The following is a 16,753-nucleotide window of genomic DNA, read 5'->3' on the forward strand; positions in this document are numbered from 1 at the left end:
ATGAGCTGGCCGCCGGTGACGACCACCACGTACGTGCCCTCGTAGTGGCTGGTGGTGTTGTCGTTCCAGGTGAGGTCGAACGCGTCGTCGCCGAGGGGCGGGGTGTAGAGGCAGCCGGCTGTGGTGTCGAACGGTCCGAAGCTGTGCCGGCCGGAAGACACGGGCCCACCGAGGCAGGTGGTGAGGTCGGAGGTGTTGGTGACCTCCGTCTGCCGGGTGGTGAGGGTGATGCCGGGGGAGTACGTCTGGAGTCCGGTGCCCGTGCAGACCATGATCACGGGGTCGGCGTGGGCGGTGGGTGCCGCCAGCAGGGCGGAGGTGAATGCGAGCAGGAGCGCGGCCAGCGTGCTCGCGGCGGTGCGGAGTGGTTGGCGGGGCCGGTCGTTCATGGGAGCCCTTTCGCGACGCGGGCTCGAGGAGGGACCTGAAGCGAGAATATTCGTTCGAATAACAGGGTCCGCACTTCGAGAACCTATGGTCACTTCTGGTGACCTTACGACAGCATTGCGTGCGCCTTCGGGTCTGGCAACCCTCTTCGTGGGATTCGCGGTGAGCACGTCCGCGGTGCCGGGCCGTGAAGCTCTTCAGGGCCCGTCCTCTTCGAGCCGGCGGGAGATCGCGCGGGCCGTGGCCCGTACGGCCGGGCCGTAGCCCGCTTCCGCGAAGCCGGTGCTGGGCGCGACGACCGACAACGCCGCGACCACGTCGCCGGCGTCTCGCACCGGTGCGGCGACGGTGTCCACCGGCCATGGATGGCTCTGCCGGCCGAACGCGTGGTCACCGCGCCGTACTTCGGCGAGGGCGCGGCGCAGGTCGGCCGGGGTGCGGATGTCGTCGTGGCCCTGTCGAAGACCGCCCTCCACGGGGTCGTAGGCGGCGATGGCGTGGTCCTGGACGTCCTTGGGTGCGAACGCGAGGAGCACCAGTCCGACTCCGGTGGCGGTGAGCGGTAGGCGCCCTCCGACGCGGTAGCGCACAGGGCCGGCGTCCAGTGCGGAGAGCCGTTCGACGAGCACCGCCTCGCCCTGTTCGCGGACGGCGAGCAGGACGTGCTGCCGGGTGACGTGGAAGAGGTCTTCCATGAACGGCATGGCCACGGATCGCAGGCCGTGGCCGCGCGGCGCCAGGGACGCGGTCTCCAGCAGGCGGAGTCCGACGACGTAGCGGCCGTCGTCGAGACGTTCCAGGGCACCCGCGTCGACCAGTGACCGGGCGAGCCGCAGGGCGCTGCTGCGAGGGATGCCGCTTCGCTGCGCCAGTTCGGCGAGTGTCTGTGCGCGGTGGTCGGTGTCGAACGTGCCGAGCACGGCGAATGCCCGGTCGACGACGGGTTGCCCCTCGGCGGGTTTCCCGCCGCGCCGCCCGCGCGGGTTGCCGTCGCCCGAACCCGGTGTTTCATTCATCGGCATCACACGTGCCATCCTACGACGCCGTTCCTACGCTGGCTGGGGTAAGGACCCGCAAGCGAAGGAGTTCCGCATGGCCCCCACCGGCCTCGTCGACGTACATGCCCACTTCGTCACCGACAGCTATGTCGCCGCGGCCCGGTCCGCGGGGATCGAGCGTCCCGACGGGATGCCGGGCTGGCCTTCGTGGAGCGTCGGACAGCACCTCGACCTGATGGACCGCTCAGGCATCGACAAGTCCTACCTGTCGGTCTCCTCCCCGGGGGTGCACTTCGGCGACGACGCCGAGGCCCGCTCCCTCGCGCGCGAGGTCAACGAGTTCGGCGCCGGCGTCCGCGGCGAGCGCCCGCGGCGGTTCGGCCACTTCGCCTCCCTGCCGCTGCCCGACGTCGAGGGCGCACTCGCGGAGACCGCCCACGCCCTCGACGTACTCGGCGCGGACGGGATCGCCGTGGAGACCAACCACCACGGCGTCTACCTCGGCGACCCGCGGTTCGAACCCCTGTGGGAGCACCTCGACCGCCGAGGTGCCCTCGTCTTCGTCCACCCCACGTCCCCGCCCCACGCCGAGGACGTCTCGCTGGGCCGGCCGCGGCCGATGCTGGAGTTCCTCTTCGACACGGCCCGCACCGCGAGCGACCTGCTCCTGCGCGGCGTGTTCACCCGCCATCCCCGTATCCGGTGGGTGCTGACCCACGGCGGTGGAGCGCTGCCGCTGCTCGCCGACCGCATCGACCTGTTCGGCTCCGTGTTCGGCGGCGGCTCCACGGACGCGCCCAGCGCGGTGGAGCAGCTCGGCCGCCTCTGGTACGACATGGCCGGGACGCCCTTCCCGCGCCAGATCCCGGCCCTCGACGCCGCGTTCGGCACCGAGCGGCTGCTCTACGGCAGCGACTACTGCTGGACCCCCGCGGCGGGCGCGCTCGCGCAGGTCGCCTCCGTCGACTCCGCGGCGCAGCCGTCGGCCACCGACACGTGGCGTGACCTCACCACACGCAACGCGCACCGGCTGTTCGATGCGTGACGGCCGTCCGAAAGCCGCGACCCGAAGCCCGAAGCAGTGACGATCGATGCCGAGGAGAGACATGAGCAGGTACGTGGAGCCGTCCGCGGTGAACGGGCGAGTGGTGGTGCGGGACGTCACCGTGGTCGATCCGCAGGACGGTCGCCGCACCCCCGGGCAGGACGTGGTGGTCGACGGAGGCCGGATCACGTCTGTGACGGCCACCGGTGGCCCCATGGCGGAGGCGCACGTGGTGGAGGGACGGGGCCGGTTCGTCGTCCCCGGGTTCATGGACATGCACATGCATGCCCTGAACACCCCGAAGGACGTCGACGGCACGTACGCGCTGATGCTCGCCAACGGTGTCGTCGGTTTCCGTCAGATGTCCGGCAACAAGGCTCTGCTGAAGTCCCGGAGCCGGGGCACACTGCCGCGACCGACCGGCGCGCCGGCGCTCAAGGCGACCGCCGGCGACCTGCTGACTCCTCTGAACGCGAGCACGGCCGAGGGTGCGGTGCAGGCCGTCCGCGAGCAGCACCGGGACGGAGCCGACTTCGTCAAGGCGGGGATGACGACCCGGGAGACCTTCCTGGCGGCCCTCCGGGAGGCGAACCGCCTCGGGATCCGGCTCGGCGGTCACCTGCCCGCCGACCTCGATCCCCGGGAGGCCGCGCGCGGCGGCGTGTGGTCGATCGAGCACCTCGGTCCCGGCGTCACCGTGTTCGCCGCAGCCTCCTCCCAGGAGGACGAGGTCCGCGCGAGCAACGCCACGCGCAAGCTCCCGCCCATTCCCAGGATCAAGATCCCGGGCGCCGGCAGACTGGCGACGAGGCTGATCAAGGGCATGGTCACCAACCCCGCGACCGCCACGTCCGAGTCGGAAGCGCGCGCCTACAACCTGGCCGACGGCTCCTACGACCAGCGGAAGGCGGAGGAGCTGGCGGCCGTGTTCGTCGAACACGGCACCTGGCAGTGCCCCACCCTTATCCGGGTCCACACCCAGCAGTTCGGCGACTCGCCCGAACACACGCAGGACCCGAGGCGCCGCTACATGGCCCCCGACGAACTGCGTTCCTGGGACAAGTCGTCGAGGAAGTTCTCCAGGCTTCCCGGCACCACCCGTGAAGCCCTGCACGACCACTGGGCGGCTCAGCTGCGAATGACCAGGACCTTCGCCGACGCCGGGGTCCCCATGGTCGCGGGAACCGACGCGTGCGGAGCCGCGGGAATCATTCCGGGTTTCGCGCTCCACGACGAGTTCGACCACCTGGCCGAGGCCGGCCTCGGCCCGTTGGCCATCCTGCGGACGACGACCACCGAGCCGGCGCGATTCCTGGGCGAGGAGGGAGAGTTCGGTCGGGTCGCGGCCGGCATGCCCGCGGATCTGGTGCTGCTGGACGAGGACCCGCTGGACGACCACACCGCCCTCCGCAGGATCGCGGGAGTGATGCGGGACGGTTCCTGGTGGCCCCGCTCGGAGCTCGACGCCGTCCTCGAGAGGGTCGCCGCCCGTCCCGGGGCCCACTGAGGCCGACCGCGACGTCCCTCACCTCGTGCGAGCCGGCAGCTGATCCGAGCCATGCCGTTCAGCGCTCCCGCTGTTCGTGTCCGCGTGCCCCACCGGCCCGCCTTGAGTGCGGCCGGCCATCCCCCCGACGCCAGTGAGCCTTCCCAGCCACCGTCTTGGCCGACCGTGCCTGCCAAGTCGCCGGCCCCTGGATCACCACCGGTGCCGGACGACCGCATCGCGGGGAGCCCACGCGCCAGCGCAATGCCGACGGCGCCTCACCCAAGCCCGAGCTCCCGTCCAGCGGCACGGCACGACTGAAGACCTGGCAGATCTTCAGGAGGCCGGGAGGGCGAGCGCGCGCACGGCGATGGTCTCCTCCGACGTACTGAGGGTCTGCTGCTGCCGGCGCGGTCCTGCGGGTGCCCGGTGGGACCGCGCCTGGCCACGGGCCGTAAGGGATGCTCCGTTCGGCCCGGCTCGGCTTCAGATGGCGGACGGGATCCGATGAGCCGCGACGTAGCGGGCCGGGTCGCCGCGGTGGCTCGTCGTCCAGCGGCGGGCCGTCTGCTCGGCGAACGTCTCGTTCGTGTCCACGATCTCGTCGAGCGGGTCGAGATAGCCGGCCGCCCCGGGTTGTTCGAGCCCTGCCCGGATACGGGCCTCCAGGCCCGTGCGGGCCAGCCCGAGCAGGTGACGGGCCAGGTCGCGCACGCTGTCCCCGCCCAGACGGGTGGCCAGTCCGGCGGTGGGCAGGGCGCGTTGCGCCGCGTCGTTCTCCTGGGGCGTGTACCGCCGGAGGAGTTCCCAGGCGGCCGCGCGGCTGGGCGCGTGGTACGTCAGCCCGGTCCACAGCGCCGGGCCCGCGGGAACGCAGGGGTACGGGGGGCCGTCCGGCGCGCGGGTCTCCAGGGTCCGGCGTACGCGGACGGTGGTGTAGATCTGGTCGAGGTGGGAGAGCCAGTCCTCCCAGTGGGGCTGGGTGCCGTCGTCGAAACCGTGGCGCACATGGTCCGCGAAGGGCTCTGGCCCGGCGAGGCGGTAGCCGCCCGGGCCGCGACGGTAGATCATGGGCATGCCCAGTGCCCAGTCGGTGAGGGCCTCCACCGTGAGCGGGGTCCGCAGCGCGGGGCCGGGGGAGCCGCAGCGGCGGGGGTCCATCCGGAGCCAGTCGCGGCAGCGGTGCGAGAGGATCCCGTCGAGGCGTCCGGCGTACAGCGGCGAGTTGACGAACAGGGCGGCGACGACGGGCGAGGCGGCGACCTGAACGCGCAGCTTCGAGGCCAGGTCGTCCTCGGACAGGTGATCCAGAGTGGTCTGGGTCGAGGTCGACAACTTCATGATGTGCGGTGCCCCCTCCCCGTCCGGACCGAGGCCCGCGAAGTACGTCCGCATGACTCCGCCCCGGACGGTGGGCACCCAGGTGGCGCGGTCCGCCCGGTCGAACGGGAGGTTGCCGCCGGGGACGATGGCCAGCCGGTGCCGCTGCGCCAGAGCGGCCAGGGCCTCCATGGTGGCGCGCATCGCCGTCACCAGAGTGACGAGGTCGTCCGCGGGAGGGGAGGAGTATTCCAGCTGGCCTCCGTGTTCGAGCGTCAGCTTCGTCCCGTCCGCGAGATGCACCCCCGTCAGGACGTCGTCGGCCCACTGCGGTGAACCGCCCCATTCGTGCGACACCTGGTGGAGGAGGGCGGCCATGCCGTGGGGCCCGTCGTAGGGGGCCGCGAGTCCGGTCGCCTCGTCCAGCACACCGGCCTCGATCTCCAGACCGATGCGTTCGCGGGTGCCGTGGGGCGCGTGGAACGCTTCGCGCAGATCGGACCTGCTCAGGGGATGACGAGCACGGCCGCTCCCCGTGTCGTGGGTCGTCACGATGCCGTCCCTTCCCGGACGAAGTCTTCCGTTCCGCGCTCCTCGTGGTGCCGGCCCGGCTCCTCGCCCGTCGCGGACAGCCGGTCGAGCAGGTGGCCGACCGTGCGGAGTGCCGACTGGGCGGCGCCCTGCATCCACGCGTGGGCGGCCGAAAGGTGCTCTCCGGCGAAGTAGAGGCGGGGATCGCTCCGCGGGTGCGGCGTCGCGAGGCCGTTGAGGTACCTCGTGTGCTCGCCGGGAGCGAGGTAGGCGAAGGACCCTCCGCTCATGCCCAGATGGCTGTCCCAGTCCCAGTGCACGATGTCGTCGATGTCCTCGCAGATGCCCGGGTGCAACTGCTCCAGGCACCGCATCACGACTCGGTCGCGGTCCGCGGCCGGCAGTGCGGTGAACCGGCGGGCGTGCGGGCCCCAGAGATAGGCGCCCGTGAGCACCCCCGGTTCGTGCGAGAGTCCGGCGTTCCGGGCGGTCAGCCTCTGCGGTGAGGACGGGCGGGCGTCGAGGACGACGCGGGCGTTGTCCGACGGGTACCAGCACTGCTGAATGGGGAGGTCGGTGAAGCTCCCACCGCCGTAGATGCCGTCGTCGAGTTCCCAGCTCCGCCGACGCAGGTGCACCAGGGTTTTGGTACTGCTCGCATAGGTGAGACTACGGACGGCCTGGGCCTGCCGGTGGGGCAGGGCCGGAGTGATGGTGATCCGGTCGAGTGTGGTCAGCGGGACGCAGGCCAGCACGGCATCGTAGGTCTCATCGACGGGGCGGCCCACGCAGTGCCCTCTGATCCGTCCTCCGCCGGAGTTCAGCTCCACCGCGTCGACGCGAGTCGACAGGCGCAGTGACCCCGGCGTCAGCCGCCGTACGAACTCGCGGACCAGCGTGTCCATCCCGCCGACCAGTTCGAGCGGGGCGGCATGGAAGAGACCGAAGTAGTCGACGAGCACCTCGAGAAGGGAAGCGTGCTCGTAGTGGACCAGTCCGCTGGCGTATCCCAGCAGGTCCCAGGCATCCTCGGAGAACTGCTCCCGCGCGAACTGCCACAAGGAGACCGACATCAGGCGGTCCAGAGCCGCGTCCTGCCAGCTGCCCTCCAGGACACTCAGCTGCTGTGCGTGGCTGAGCGCGTCCCAGGCCGTACGCAGCACACGGTCCAGCCAGTTCCTCGGCCCGTCCTGGTCGGCGGCATCGAGGCCGTAGGCCGAATACAGATGGTGCCCGTGGCTCAGTCGGGTGCGGCGGCCGCGCAGGTGGTAATACCCGTCCGGGTTCAGGTTGACGAAGGGACGGGTCCGCAGCCCGAACTCACGCACGTAATGGAGCACGCATTCGTGATTTCCGGGAATGCGCATCGCGCCGAGGTCCGCATAGGTCTCGTCCCAGAACCGATGCGTACGCACCCGCCCCCCAGGACGCTCCGCCTGCTCGTAGAGCACGGCCTTCACTCCGCGTCGCTGCAGCTCGTAGGCCGAGACCAGACCGGCCAGCCCGCCGCCGATGATTCCCACCCGCGCCGGGCGAGCGGCACTCGCCACTCGTAATTCCTCCGGAAACGCGAAGCACCGATCGAACAAACCCTCCACACTCCTCCACTCGCATGCTGATCCCCCCATTGTCGGGCGATCCGTACCCGTCGCAACGACATCCATGAGGCGATCGGGGAGACCTTCGGCCGCTCCAGGAAATGACGACCGAATGCTGCTCTCAATGGAGGCGAGAAGTCTTGAAAGAGGTGGTGACGCCGGCTGTACCGGCGGTCCTCCCGCCCGTGGCCGCTCGGGGGCAGGATCGGTCCCGGAGCCCAAGGCCAACTGCGCTCCCCGCGGCGGGTGCCGCTTCGTCGCTCCGGACCATGGTGTTCGTACCGGGGCTCATCACGCAGGGCTCCGGGATGCGTCCCGATCCGGTTGGCACAGCATGATTGTGAGCACGAACGCGCCGGTGCCGGGCAGGAGAACCTGCCCGGCACCGGCGCGGGCCGACGTGGGAGACCGTGGACGGGACCCGGCACGGGGAGCCGATCACTCCTGTCCCCACCGGGGTTCGTACGGTCGGCGCCGGCTGAACGGGGCCCCCGGGCACCTCAGCCGGGCGATCCCCGGGGACCTACTTGCCGTGGTCCCCGCTGTAGCCCTCGTGGCCGTCCTTGGTCTCGTCGTGGCCGCGGTCGTGGCTTCCGCCGTTGACACAGGAGTTCCCGAAGCTCGGGTTCAGCAGACCGATGATGTTGAGGGAGTTCCCGCACACGTTGACGGGAATGTGGACGGGGATCTGGACGACGTTGCCGGACAGCACGCCCGGCGAGCCGAAGGCGGCACCTTGCGCTCCGGCATCCGCGGCGGCCGTTCCGGCGCCGGCGAACGTCAGAGCGGCAGCGGCCGCGGCCAGAAATACTGTGCTTCTCAGCTTCGACATTGAGCTCTCCGCACTTCGGGTGCCACCGCTCGGTCGCGGCGGCTGCGTCCACGATGCGTGCCCGCTTCCGTCCGGACCGCCGACGCGCCTGACCGCCGCCCGTCCCTCCCCTGAACGGCCGTTCTTCCATGCGCGGTTGGCCGAAGCGTCCGCCCGGATCCGTTGAGGGCTGGAGGGCTGGAGGGCTGGAAGGCTGGAGGGCAGGGGGAGGAGTGGACCGCCGGAGCCCGGCCGGCGGCGACGAACGTGCGGCCCCACGCTCCGGGGGCGGATGCCTGGTCCGCACGGAGCCGGCGGGCAGGTGCCGGCCCAGGGGACGACGCGCCCGATGTGTGCCCGACCCCCTTTACGCCGCCGAAGGAGAGCCCGACTCGTGGCGGAGCCGCTTCACCCCGGGGAGTCGGTGCGTGCCGCCAGATCGGCCAGGTGGTCGTCCAGGAGCGCGATCTGACGCTCCGGCGGGAACGCCGCCGGAGCGAACAGTGCCTGGACCACCAGGCCGAGTACGAAGGACTGGGCCGCGGCGGAGATGCGCGAGGGGTCGCCCGGGGGCAGTTCGCCGAGCTTCTGGGCCGCGGCCACCCGCTCGCTCAACCGGTCCCGGCTCTGGGCGTACTTGCGGGCGTAAGCGGCGCTCAGGCCGGGGTCGGAGAGTGCGGCATCCCAGGACGAGACCCAGATCCGGTTGCTGTCGGTGGACTCCGGAGTCAGCGGCAGGATGTCGAGGAGTGCGGCCCTGAAGGCGGCCAGGCCCTCACTCGCCTCGCGGCGGGGGCGGGTGGTGGTGCGCTGTTCGAGCAGGTCGAGGGCGTACTCGACCAGGTCCTGTTTGGCCGGGAAGTAGTGCGTGAGCAGGCCGGTGGTGGCGCCGAGTTCGGCGGCGACGGCGCGCAGGGTCAGGCCGGTGAAGCCACGTGTGGCCATGACCTGCCAGACCGCCGCGGAGACATCGCGTCGACGGGCCTCGTGATCTCCCTTGGTACGGGGCATGCTGACACGGTACATTGACGTAACGCTTGTTATGTAAATGGGGGTGCTCATGTTCTGGCTGTCGCTGCGCGACGGTGCTCGCCTCGGGGAGCTGGAGGTCTGGCACGCGGAGGAGTTCGCCGCCCACATGGACCGGGCCCGCGAGCACATCCGGCCGTGGGTCGGGCCCGCGTTCCTCACCGGCGACGTGGGCGGGGCGCGGGCCACGCTCACGCGGTATGCCGGACGCAAGGCCGCCGACGGAGCCCGCTTGTACGGCATCTGGCGGAGCGAAGTCCTGGTCGGCGGGGTGATGTTCACGGACTTCGACGCCGCTGCCGGCTCGTGCGAGATCGGGTGCTGGCTGGAGCCGTCCGCCGAGGGGAACGGGCTGATCACCCAGGCGTGCGGCGCCCTGCTGGACTGGGCGTTCACGTCCCGGGGGCTGCACCGCGCCGAGTGGCACTGCCGGGCCGACAACGACCGCAGCTCGGCGGTGGCCAAGCGGCTCGGCATGACCTTGGAGGGCGTACGCCGCGAGGCGTGGCTGTACGAGGGCGTGCGCCACGACAAGCAAGTCTGGGCCGTCACCGCTCCGGAATGGCACGACCTGGAGCGGTGAGCGGCGACGACTCGCGCACGGAGTGGCGGTCGGCCGTGCCCGGTCGGGCCGACCGCCACGGTGCTCAGGGCAGCGTCGGGGGCGCCGGGGCCGTCGTGGTGGGCACCGGTGCCGGTGGCTCGCACGCCGAGGTCCCGTCCTGGGCGTGCCGTGGAGCCGAGAGTGCCGGGAGGGCCGCGCGCCAGCCGCCGTGCGCGGTGATGTCGCGGGCGCCGTCGAGTGCCACGGGCTCACAGAGGAAGCCCGTCACGCAGGTCCCGTCCGCGAGTTCCACGGTGCCGAGGGCCATGGGCCGGGGGAGCGCCGCGAGGAGCGTGCCGAGCCCTTCGGCCGGGAGCCGCCACACCTCGGCCTCGATGGCGGCACCTCCCTCCCCGGTACGGACCAGACCGGGCTTGGGCGGCGACGTGTCGAGGGCGTACAGCCGGTAGACGGGTGCCGTGGTGGTGGTGCGTACGAGCCGGGCGCCGAGGGCCAGCAGCTGTCCGTTCAGAGGCTGTCCGGACAGGTGCGCGCCGACCACCGCGAGGTGCGGAGGCGGGGCGGCGAGCAGGCCGGCGACGCGGACGAGCCGTTCGTCGGTGAACGCGGGGCCGATCAGCATCACGCCGAACGGGAGCCCGTTCACCTCGCCCGCCGGAACGGCGACCGCCGCGAGGCCGAAGAGGTTGGTCGAGTTGGTGAACCGCCCGAGCCGGGTGTTCGCGCCCAGTGGGTCGGCCGCGACCTCCGCGAGGGTCGGATGTCCGGGCGTCGTCGGCAGGAGGAGCGCATCCGCGTCGCCGAGCGAGGCCAGGGCCCTGGCCCGGAGGACGGACAGCCGCTCCAGATCCGCGAAGAGCCGGTGGGCCGGGATGTCTCCGGCGCCCGAGATGATCCCGGCCACGGTCGGATCGAGGTCCGTCGCATCCGGGTAGGCATCGACGAAGTCGCCCACCGCGGTGTACCGCTCGGCGACGAACGCTCCCTCGTACAGCATCGCGGCCGCTTCGGTGAACGGCGCCAGGTCGACCTCCACGAGTTCGGCGCCCGCGTCGGCCATCCGGGTCGCGGCCGAATCGAAGGCCTCGGCCCAGCCCTGGTCCAGCTCGCCGAGCTGCCCGGGACGCGGGACCGCGATCCGCCACGGGCCGGGGCTCCGCTGCTCCGGGGCGGGGAGCTCGCGCGCCCGCGGTGCCGCCATGAAGGACAGCGCCCGCTCGGCCTCCGGAAGGGTCCGGGCGAAGACGGTCACACAGTCGAGCGAGGCGCAGGCGGGAACGACGCCCGACACCGGGACCATGCCACGCGTCGGCTTGAGGCCGACGACGCCGTTGAACGCGGCCGGTACCCGGCCCGAGCCCGCCGTGTCCGTGCCGAGCGCGAAGTCCACGATGCCGAGGGCGACCGCGACGGCCGATCCGGACGAGGAACCGCCCGAGACGTACGCCGGGTCCACGGCGTTGCGGACCGGTCCGTACGGGCTGCGCGTTCCGACCAGGCCGGTCGCGAACTGGTCGAGGTTCGTGGTGCCGAGGACCACGGCGCCCGCCGCTCGCAGCCGGGCCACGGCCGGAGCGTCGGTCTCCGGCTCGTACGCGTACGAGGGACAGCCGGCGGTCGTCGGCAGCCCGGCCACGTCGATGTTCCCCTTGACCGCGAACGCCGTCCCTGCCAGCGGCAGCCGTTCACCGGCGGCGGCCCGTTCGTCGACCTGGGCCGCCTCCGCCTCCACGTCTTCACGGGGCCGGAGACCGATCCACACCTCGGGACGGTCCACCTCCGTGATCCGGGTGTAGGCGGCGCGCACTCTCTCCACGGCGCTGGTCACGCGTACACCTCCGCGGCCGGGACGGGAGCGAGGACGAGGAGCGCGCTGCCCGCCTCCACCTGGCTGCCCGTCTTGATCAGGAGCTCCGTGACGATTCCGTCGGCGGGGGCCGGCACGGGTGCCTCCATCTTCATCGCCTCCAGGGCGATCAACTGCTGGCCCGCCGACACCCGGTCGCCGACCTCGACGTTCACCTGCCAGACGCAGGCGGGGAACTCGGCCTCGACCAGGCGGCCGCCCGCCGGCACCTCGATGTCGGTGGTCACCGGGACGGTCTCGGTGGCAGCCTCGGCGCGGGCGAACTCGCCGGCGGCTTCCCAGGCGTCTCGCTCGGCGCCGAACGCCGTGTTCTGCCGGTCGCGGAAGGCGGTGATCGACGCCGCGTTGTCAGCCATGAACGTCTGGTACGCGGCGAGCGAGAAGGTGCCGTCCTCCGTCTTCGGTACGAAGCGGCCGGAGGCGATGTCGGCGCGCAGCTCGAGGAGTTCGCCGGCACTCACCGGATACCACTTGATGCGGTCGAAGAAGCGCATCAGCCACGGCTTGCCCGGTTCGAAGGCGCCGCGCTGCTGCCAGCCCGACCAGACCTGGGTGGTACGGCCGACGAACTGGTAGCCGCCGGGGCCCTCCATGCCGTAGATGCACAGATACGCCCCTCCGATGCCGACCGAGTTCTCCGCCGTCCAGGTGCGGGCCGGGTTGTACTTGGTGGTGATCAGCCGGTGCCGCGGGTCCAGCGGCGTGGCGACCGGCGCACCCAGGTAGACGTCGCCGAGCCCCAGGACGAGGTACTCGGCGTCGAAGACCGTGCGGTACACGTCGGCGGATGTTTCCAGGCCGTTGACGCGGCGTATGAACTCGATGTTCGACGGGCACCACGGAGCGTCGTCGCGTACGCCCGCGACGTAGCGGTCGATGGCCTCGCGGGTCGCCGGGTCGTCCCAGGAGAGCGGCAGGTGCACCGTCCGGCTGGGCACCACCAGTTCGTCGGTGGCGGGCAGTTCTCCCTCCACACGCATCACGGTGCGCAGGAGTTCCCGCTGCGGCAGCACGGCGGGGTCCGTCTGGATCTGGAGCGAGCGGATGCCCGGGGTGAGGTCGACGACGCCGGGGAGTGCGCGTGCGGCCAGCGCCTCCGCCAGTGCGTGTACGCGCATGCGCAGGGCAAGGTCGAGCTGCATGGGGCCGTATTCGACCAGGAGGTTGTCGTCACCGCTGCGCCGGTAGGTGACCGACGGACGGGCCGTCGTCTCCTCCAGGCGGGCGAGGATGCCGCCGTCGACGACGGCGTCCCGGTCGGCGCGGGGCTCGGCGGCGGGAGTCCTCCGCAGGCGCGTGGCAGCCTCCGGGGTCACCGGCACGAACCGGACGGTGTCGCCGGGGCGGAGCTGGCCCAGCTTCCAGCGCTGTCCGCTGACGACGGTGGCCGGGCAGACGAAGCCGCCGAGGGAGGGACCGTCGGGGCCGAGGAGGACGGGCATGTCCCCCGTGTAGTCGACGGCTCCGACGGAGTACGGCGTGTCGTGGATGTTCGACGGGTGCAGTCCCGCTTCGCCGCCGTCCGTCCGGGCCCAGCGCGGCTTGGGGCCGATCAGACGGACGCCGGTGCGGGCGGAGTTGAAGTGCACCTTCCAGTCCGCGGCGTAGAAGTCGCGGATGTCGTCGGCGGTGAAGAACTCGGGGGCGGCGTGCGGCCCTTCGACCGCGCCGACCCGCCACTGCCCGCTGAAGGCCGGGCGCGCGTCGAGTGGGACGGCGCAGGTCTCCGGACGGGCCTCGCCCCCGTGCAGGACGTCACCCGCGCGCAGGGCACGGCCGCCGTGTCCGCCGAACCGGCCGAGGGTGAAGGTGGCCGCGCTGCCCAGGAACTCCGGCACGTCCAGGCCCCCCGCGAACAGCACGTACGTGCGCAGGCCCTGCTCGTCGGGGGCCCCGACGGCGAGAACCTGCCCGGTCCCGACGGTGACGGGCTCCCACTGCGGCACCGGGGTGCCGTCGACCGTCACCTGGGCGGGGGCACCGGTGACGCAGACGGTCGTCGGGTGGGTGAACCTCAGCGAGGGTCCCTGCAGGGTGCATTCGAGCCCCGGCGCACCCTCGCCGTTGCCCAGTGCGGTGTTGCCGAGCCGGAACGACAGGTCGTCCATCGGTCCGCCCGGGGGAATTCCGACCTGCCAGTACCCGGTGCGTCCCGGCCAGTCCTGCACGGTTGTCAGGGTGCCCGGGGTGACGACCTCGATGCGCGGGGTCGGGTCGGTGACGTCCGAGAGCGAGGCCGTGGAGTGGGTGCCGGCGCGCACGTCGACGTGCCGGAGCGCCGCGCGGACCAGACCGAGGTTGGTCTCGATGCCGTCGACGCGGGTCGCGTCGAGCGCGGCGTCGAGCCGGTCGAGCGCCTCGGCGCGGTCGGCGCCGTGCGCGATGATCTTGGCGAGCATCGGGTCGTACGCGGTGGTGACCTCCGTGCCCGTCTCGACCCAGGCGTCGACGCGGACGCCCTCGGGGAAGGCGACGCGGGTCAGCAGGCCGGCGCTCGGGCGGTGGTCGCGGGACGGGTCCTCGGCGTAGACACGGGCCTCGACGGCATGGCCCACGGGGGCCGGGGGCTCGGTGACGACGGCGGTGTCCCCCTGCGCGAGGCGCAGCATCCACTCGACGAGGTCGACGCCGTAGATCGCCTCGGTGACCGGGTGCTCGACCTGGAGCCGGGTGTTGACCTCCAGGAAGTACGCCTCCTCGCGGGCGGCGTCGTACACGAACTCGACCGTGCCGGCGGACCGGTAGTCCACGGACGCGCACAGGTCCCGGGCCGAACGGGCGAGGTCGCGGCGTATGCGGTCGGGGAGCCGGGGAGCCGGTGCCTCCTCCACCACTTTCTGGTTGCGCCGCTGGAGCGAGCAGTCGCGGTCGCCGAAGGTGACGACCTTGCCGAGGCCGTCGCCGAAGACCTGCACCTCGACGTGGCGCGCCTGTTCGACCAGCCGCTCCAGAAAGACCCCGGCCGAGGAGAAGGAGGCCGCGGCCACGCGCTGCACGCGCTCCCATGCGTCCACGAGGTCCGCCGCGCCGTGACAGGCCTGCATACCGATGCCGCCACCGCCGCCGGTCGCCTTGAGCATCACCGGGTATCCGATCCCCTCGGCCGCCGCGAGGGCCGCCGTGACGTCCGGGAGGAGGCCGGTGCCGGGAGCGAGTGGCACGCCCGCCGCCTGCGCGGCGGCCCGGGCGGTGTGCTTGGCGCCGAACAGCTTCAGTTGTTCGGGCGTGGGGCCGACGAAGGCGATGCCGGCGTCGGCACAGCGGCGAGCGAATCCTTCGTCCTCGGACAGGAACCCGTAGCCGGGGTGGACCGCACCGGCGCCGGTGTCCCTGGCGGCCTTGAGGACCAGGTCGACGTCCAGGTACGACTCCTTGGCAGGGGCCGGGCCCAGCCGCACCGCGTCGTCGGCCAGGCGTACGTGTTCGGCGCCGCGGTCGGGGTCGGAGTAGACGGCGACGGTACGCAGGCCGAGCTTGCGGGCGGTGCGGACGATGCGGGCGGCGATCTCGCCGCGGTTGGCCACCAGCAGGGTGTCGAACGTCATCGGGTGCGGTCCTCGTCGTTCCGGGCGGGCTCGGTGATCGTCAGACGCAGGGGTGTCGGATCGAACCCGTTGCAGGGGTTGTTGATCTGCGGGCAGTTGGACAGCAGGGCGAGGACGTCGGTCTCGGCGCGGAGCACGACCTTCAGACCCGGGGCCGAGAGGCCGTCGACGATGCCGAGCGTGCCGTCCTTCTCGACCGGCACGTTCATGAACCAGTTGATGTTGGAGACGAGGTCCGGCTTGCCGAGTCCGTGCCGGACGCCCTCGGCGAGGAAGTTGTCCACGCAGGCGTGCTGGGACCAGGTGTGGTGGCCGTAGCGGAGGGTGTTGGACTCCTTGGAGCAGGCGCCCCCGAGGGTGTCGTGCCGTCCGCAGGTGTCCTCGACGACCGTCATCAGCGGAGTGTGCTCGCTGGACATCAGCACGGATCCGGTGGTCAGGAAGACGTTGCCCTGCGCCTGGAACGTGTCGGGGGCGCTGTAGCGGACGGAGGTGTCGTGGGCGTCGTAGACGAGGAAGTCCGCGGCCTGGTTGCCGTGCAGGTCGGTGACGGTCAGCCACTGGCCCTTGCGGACGATCGCCGACCACGCGGCGCGGGCGGGCACGGTGTCGTCGCGGACGACACGGGCGGCAGGAGCGACGGTGGTCATGCGGTCCTCCGGGCGGTGAGGTGGTCGGCGGTGTTCAGGTACGCGCGGCGGCCTTCGGGGGTGGCGTTCCACAACGGGTCGCCGGGTGCCGTGGCACGGGACCGGTAGGCGAGGACCTCGAGATGTCCGCAGGTGTACACAGGACGCGGGTCCAGCGGGTGGGGGACGTTGGCGAGGAGGACGACGACGTCCTGCTCGGCGCGGAGGGTGACGCGCGCGGCGGGACCGGCCGATCCGGTGAACTCGGTCGCGCCGTCCTCCGAGATCCGGACGCCCTGGAAGAAGGAGACGGAAGGGGGAAGGTCGCGAGGGCTCAGGCCGTTTTTGAGGCCGGCGAGTTTGAACAGTTCGCGGCCTGCCGGAGAGGCCGACTGGCAGGTGCCGTCCCCGTAGCGCGCGGTGTTCCACGCGAGGGTGGAGGTGCCGGTCAGCGCGTCGTGGCGGCCGGAGGTGTCCTCGACGACGGAGGCGAGCACGCGGCCCTGGTCGGAGAGGAGCAGGTGGCCCTCGCCCAGGTACGCGTTCCAGAGCACCTTGACGGTGTCGGCCGCGTTCAGCCGTTCCCAGGGGCGGCCGGCGCTGTGAAGGAGGAGATGGGCGCAGGCGTCGCCGGTCGGATCGGTCAGTCGCAGTTCGGTGCCCCGGGCGAGGACCTTGTGGGTGTAGTTCCCTCCGGCCACGGTCTCCGCCCATACGACGTCCTCGGAGGCCACGCCCCGGGGCGGCTCCGGCCAACTGCTCGCGGGCAGGACGGGCATGGCATCGGCCTCCCGGCCTGCTTGGGCCCGGGCGTGGTCGCGTGCGCCGTACGCCGATGCTGTCGCTGACGGTGTCGTCATGGGTCGACCTCCGGTCGGGGCTAATTTCTATCGCTTGACAGAAATTAGGCAGCGGGAGCTTCGCCGCCATTGCGTGTGCGTT

13 protein-coding genes are annotated in these 16,753 nt (G+C 71.9%); 3 read left to right on the forward strand and 10 right to left on the reverse strand.

Annotation, left to right across the window (positions count from 1 at the left end):
- Together ACWCSV_RS32025 and ACWCSV_RS32030 are read right to left on the reverse strand one after the other, a co-directional pair.
- A partial coding sequence (locus tag ACWCSV_RS32025; protein WP_451148298.1) for a hypothetical protein occupies positions 1-389 on the reverse strand: 389 nt, incomplete at its 3' end.
- A 195-nt stretch (positions 390-584) separates the two neighbouring features.
- On the reverse strand, positions 585-1,409 hold the full coding sequence (locus ACWCSV_RS32030; RefSeq protein ID WP_451148300.1) for an IclR family transcriptional regulator: 825 nt from the start codon (positions 1,407-1,409) through the stop codon (positions 585-587).
- A 70-nt stretch (positions 1,410-1,479) separates the two neighbouring features.
- Here ACWCSV_RS32030 and ACWCSV_RS32035 point away from each other — a divergent pair, with 70 nt between their 5' ends.
- Both ACWCSV_RS32035 and ACWCSV_RS32040 read left to right on the forward strand, forming a co-directional pair.
- Positions 1,480-2,430, forward strand: coding sequence for an amidohydrolase family protein (locus tag ACWCSV_RS32035; RefSeq protein ID WP_451148302.1), 951 nt, complete (start codon positions 1,480-1,482; stop codon positions 2,428-2,430).
- A 61-nt stretch (positions 2,431-2,491) separates the two neighbouring features.
- A complete protein-coding gene (locus ACWCSV_RS32040; protein ID WP_451148304.1) occupies positions 2,492-3,937 on the forward strand; it encodes an amidohydrolase family protein in 1,446 nt (481 codons plus the stop codon).
- 465 nt (positions 3,938-4,402) lie between these two features.
- On the opposite strand, the gene ACWCSV_RS32045 is transcribed toward ACWCSV_RS32040, so the two are convergent.
- The 4 genes from ACWCSV_RS32045 to ACWCSV_RS32060 all read right to left on the reverse strand — a co-directional run bounded on the left by ACWCSV_RS32045 (position 4,403) and on the right by ACWCSV_RS32060 (position 9,187).
- Positions 4,403-5,788, reverse strand: coding sequence for a glutamate-cysteine ligase family protein (locus ACWCSV_RS32045; RefSeq protein ID WP_451148306.1), 1,386 nt, complete (start codon positions 5,786-5,788; stop codon positions 4,403-4,405).
- Positions 5,785-7,317: a flavin monoamine oxidase family protein gene (locus ACWCSV_RS32050; protein ID WP_451148308.1), complete on the reverse strand. Its 1,533-nt coding sequence runs from the start codon at positions 7,315-7,317 to the stop codon at positions 5,785-5,787. The genes ACWCSV_RS32045 and ACWCSV_RS32050 overlap by 4 nt, the downstream gene beginning before the upstream one ends.
- Before the next feature lie 571 nt (positions 7,318-7,888).
- Positions 7,889-8,197 (reverse strand): chaplin, encoded by a 309-nt coding sequence (locus tag ACWCSV_RS32055; protein ID WP_451148310.1) that lies wholly within the window; start codon positions 8,195-8,197, stop codon positions 7,889-7,891.
- Between the two features lie 387 nt (positions 8,198-8,584).
- On the reverse strand, positions 8,585-9,187 hold the full coding sequence (locus ACWCSV_RS32060) for a TetR/AcrR family transcriptional regulator (protein WP_451148312.1): 603 nt from the start codon (positions 9,185-9,187) through the stop codon (positions 8,585-8,587).
- A 49-nt stretch (positions 9,188-9,236) separates the two neighbouring features.
- Here ACWCSV_RS32060 and ACWCSV_RS32065 point away from each other — a divergent pair, with 49 nt between their 5' ends.
- Positions 9,237-9,788: a GNAT family N-acetyltransferase gene (locus ACWCSV_RS32065; RefSeq protein ID WP_451148348.1), complete on the forward strand. Its 552-nt coding sequence runs from the start codon at positions 9,237-9,239 to the stop codon at positions 9,786-9,788.
- A 64-nt stretch (positions 9,789-9,852) separates the two neighbouring features.
- On the opposite strand, the gene atzF is transcribed toward ACWCSV_RS32065, so the two are convergent.
- Genes atzF through ACWCSV_RS32085 form a run of 4 tightly spaced genes read right to left on the reverse strand, consistent with a single transcriptional unit; the run spans position 9,853 to position 16,671 of the window.
- Positions 9,853-11,598, reverse strand: coding sequence for an allophanate hydrolase (gene atzF, locus ACWCSV_RS32070; RefSeq protein ID WP_451148314.1), 1,746 nt, complete (start codon positions 11,596-11,598; stop codon positions 9,853-9,855).
- A complete protein-coding gene (uca, locus tag ACWCSV_RS32075; protein WP_451148316.1) occupies positions 11,595-15,182 on the reverse strand; it encodes an urea carboxylase in 3,588 nt (1,195 codons plus the stop codon). Before uca ends, atzF begins: the two co-directional genes overlap by 4 nt.
- A complete protein-coding gene (locus tag ACWCSV_RS32080; protein WP_451148318.1) occupies positions 15,179-15,832 on the reverse strand; it encodes an urea amidolyase associated protein UAAP2 in 654 nt (217 codons plus the stop codon). Before ACWCSV_RS32080 ends, uca begins: the two co-directional genes overlap by 4 nt.
- Positions 15,829-16,671 (reverse strand): urea amidolyase associated protein UAAP1, encoded by an 843-nt coding sequence (locus ACWCSV_RS32085; RefSeq protein ID WP_451148320.1) that lies wholly within the window; start codon positions 16,669-16,671, stop codon positions 15,829-15,831. The genes ACWCSV_RS32080 and ACWCSV_RS32085 overlap by 4 nt, the downstream gene beginning before the upstream one ends.
- Between the last annotated feature and the right edge of the window lie 82 nt (positions 16,672-16,753).

This window comes from Streptomyces sp. NPDC001770, from assembly GCF_053596135.1.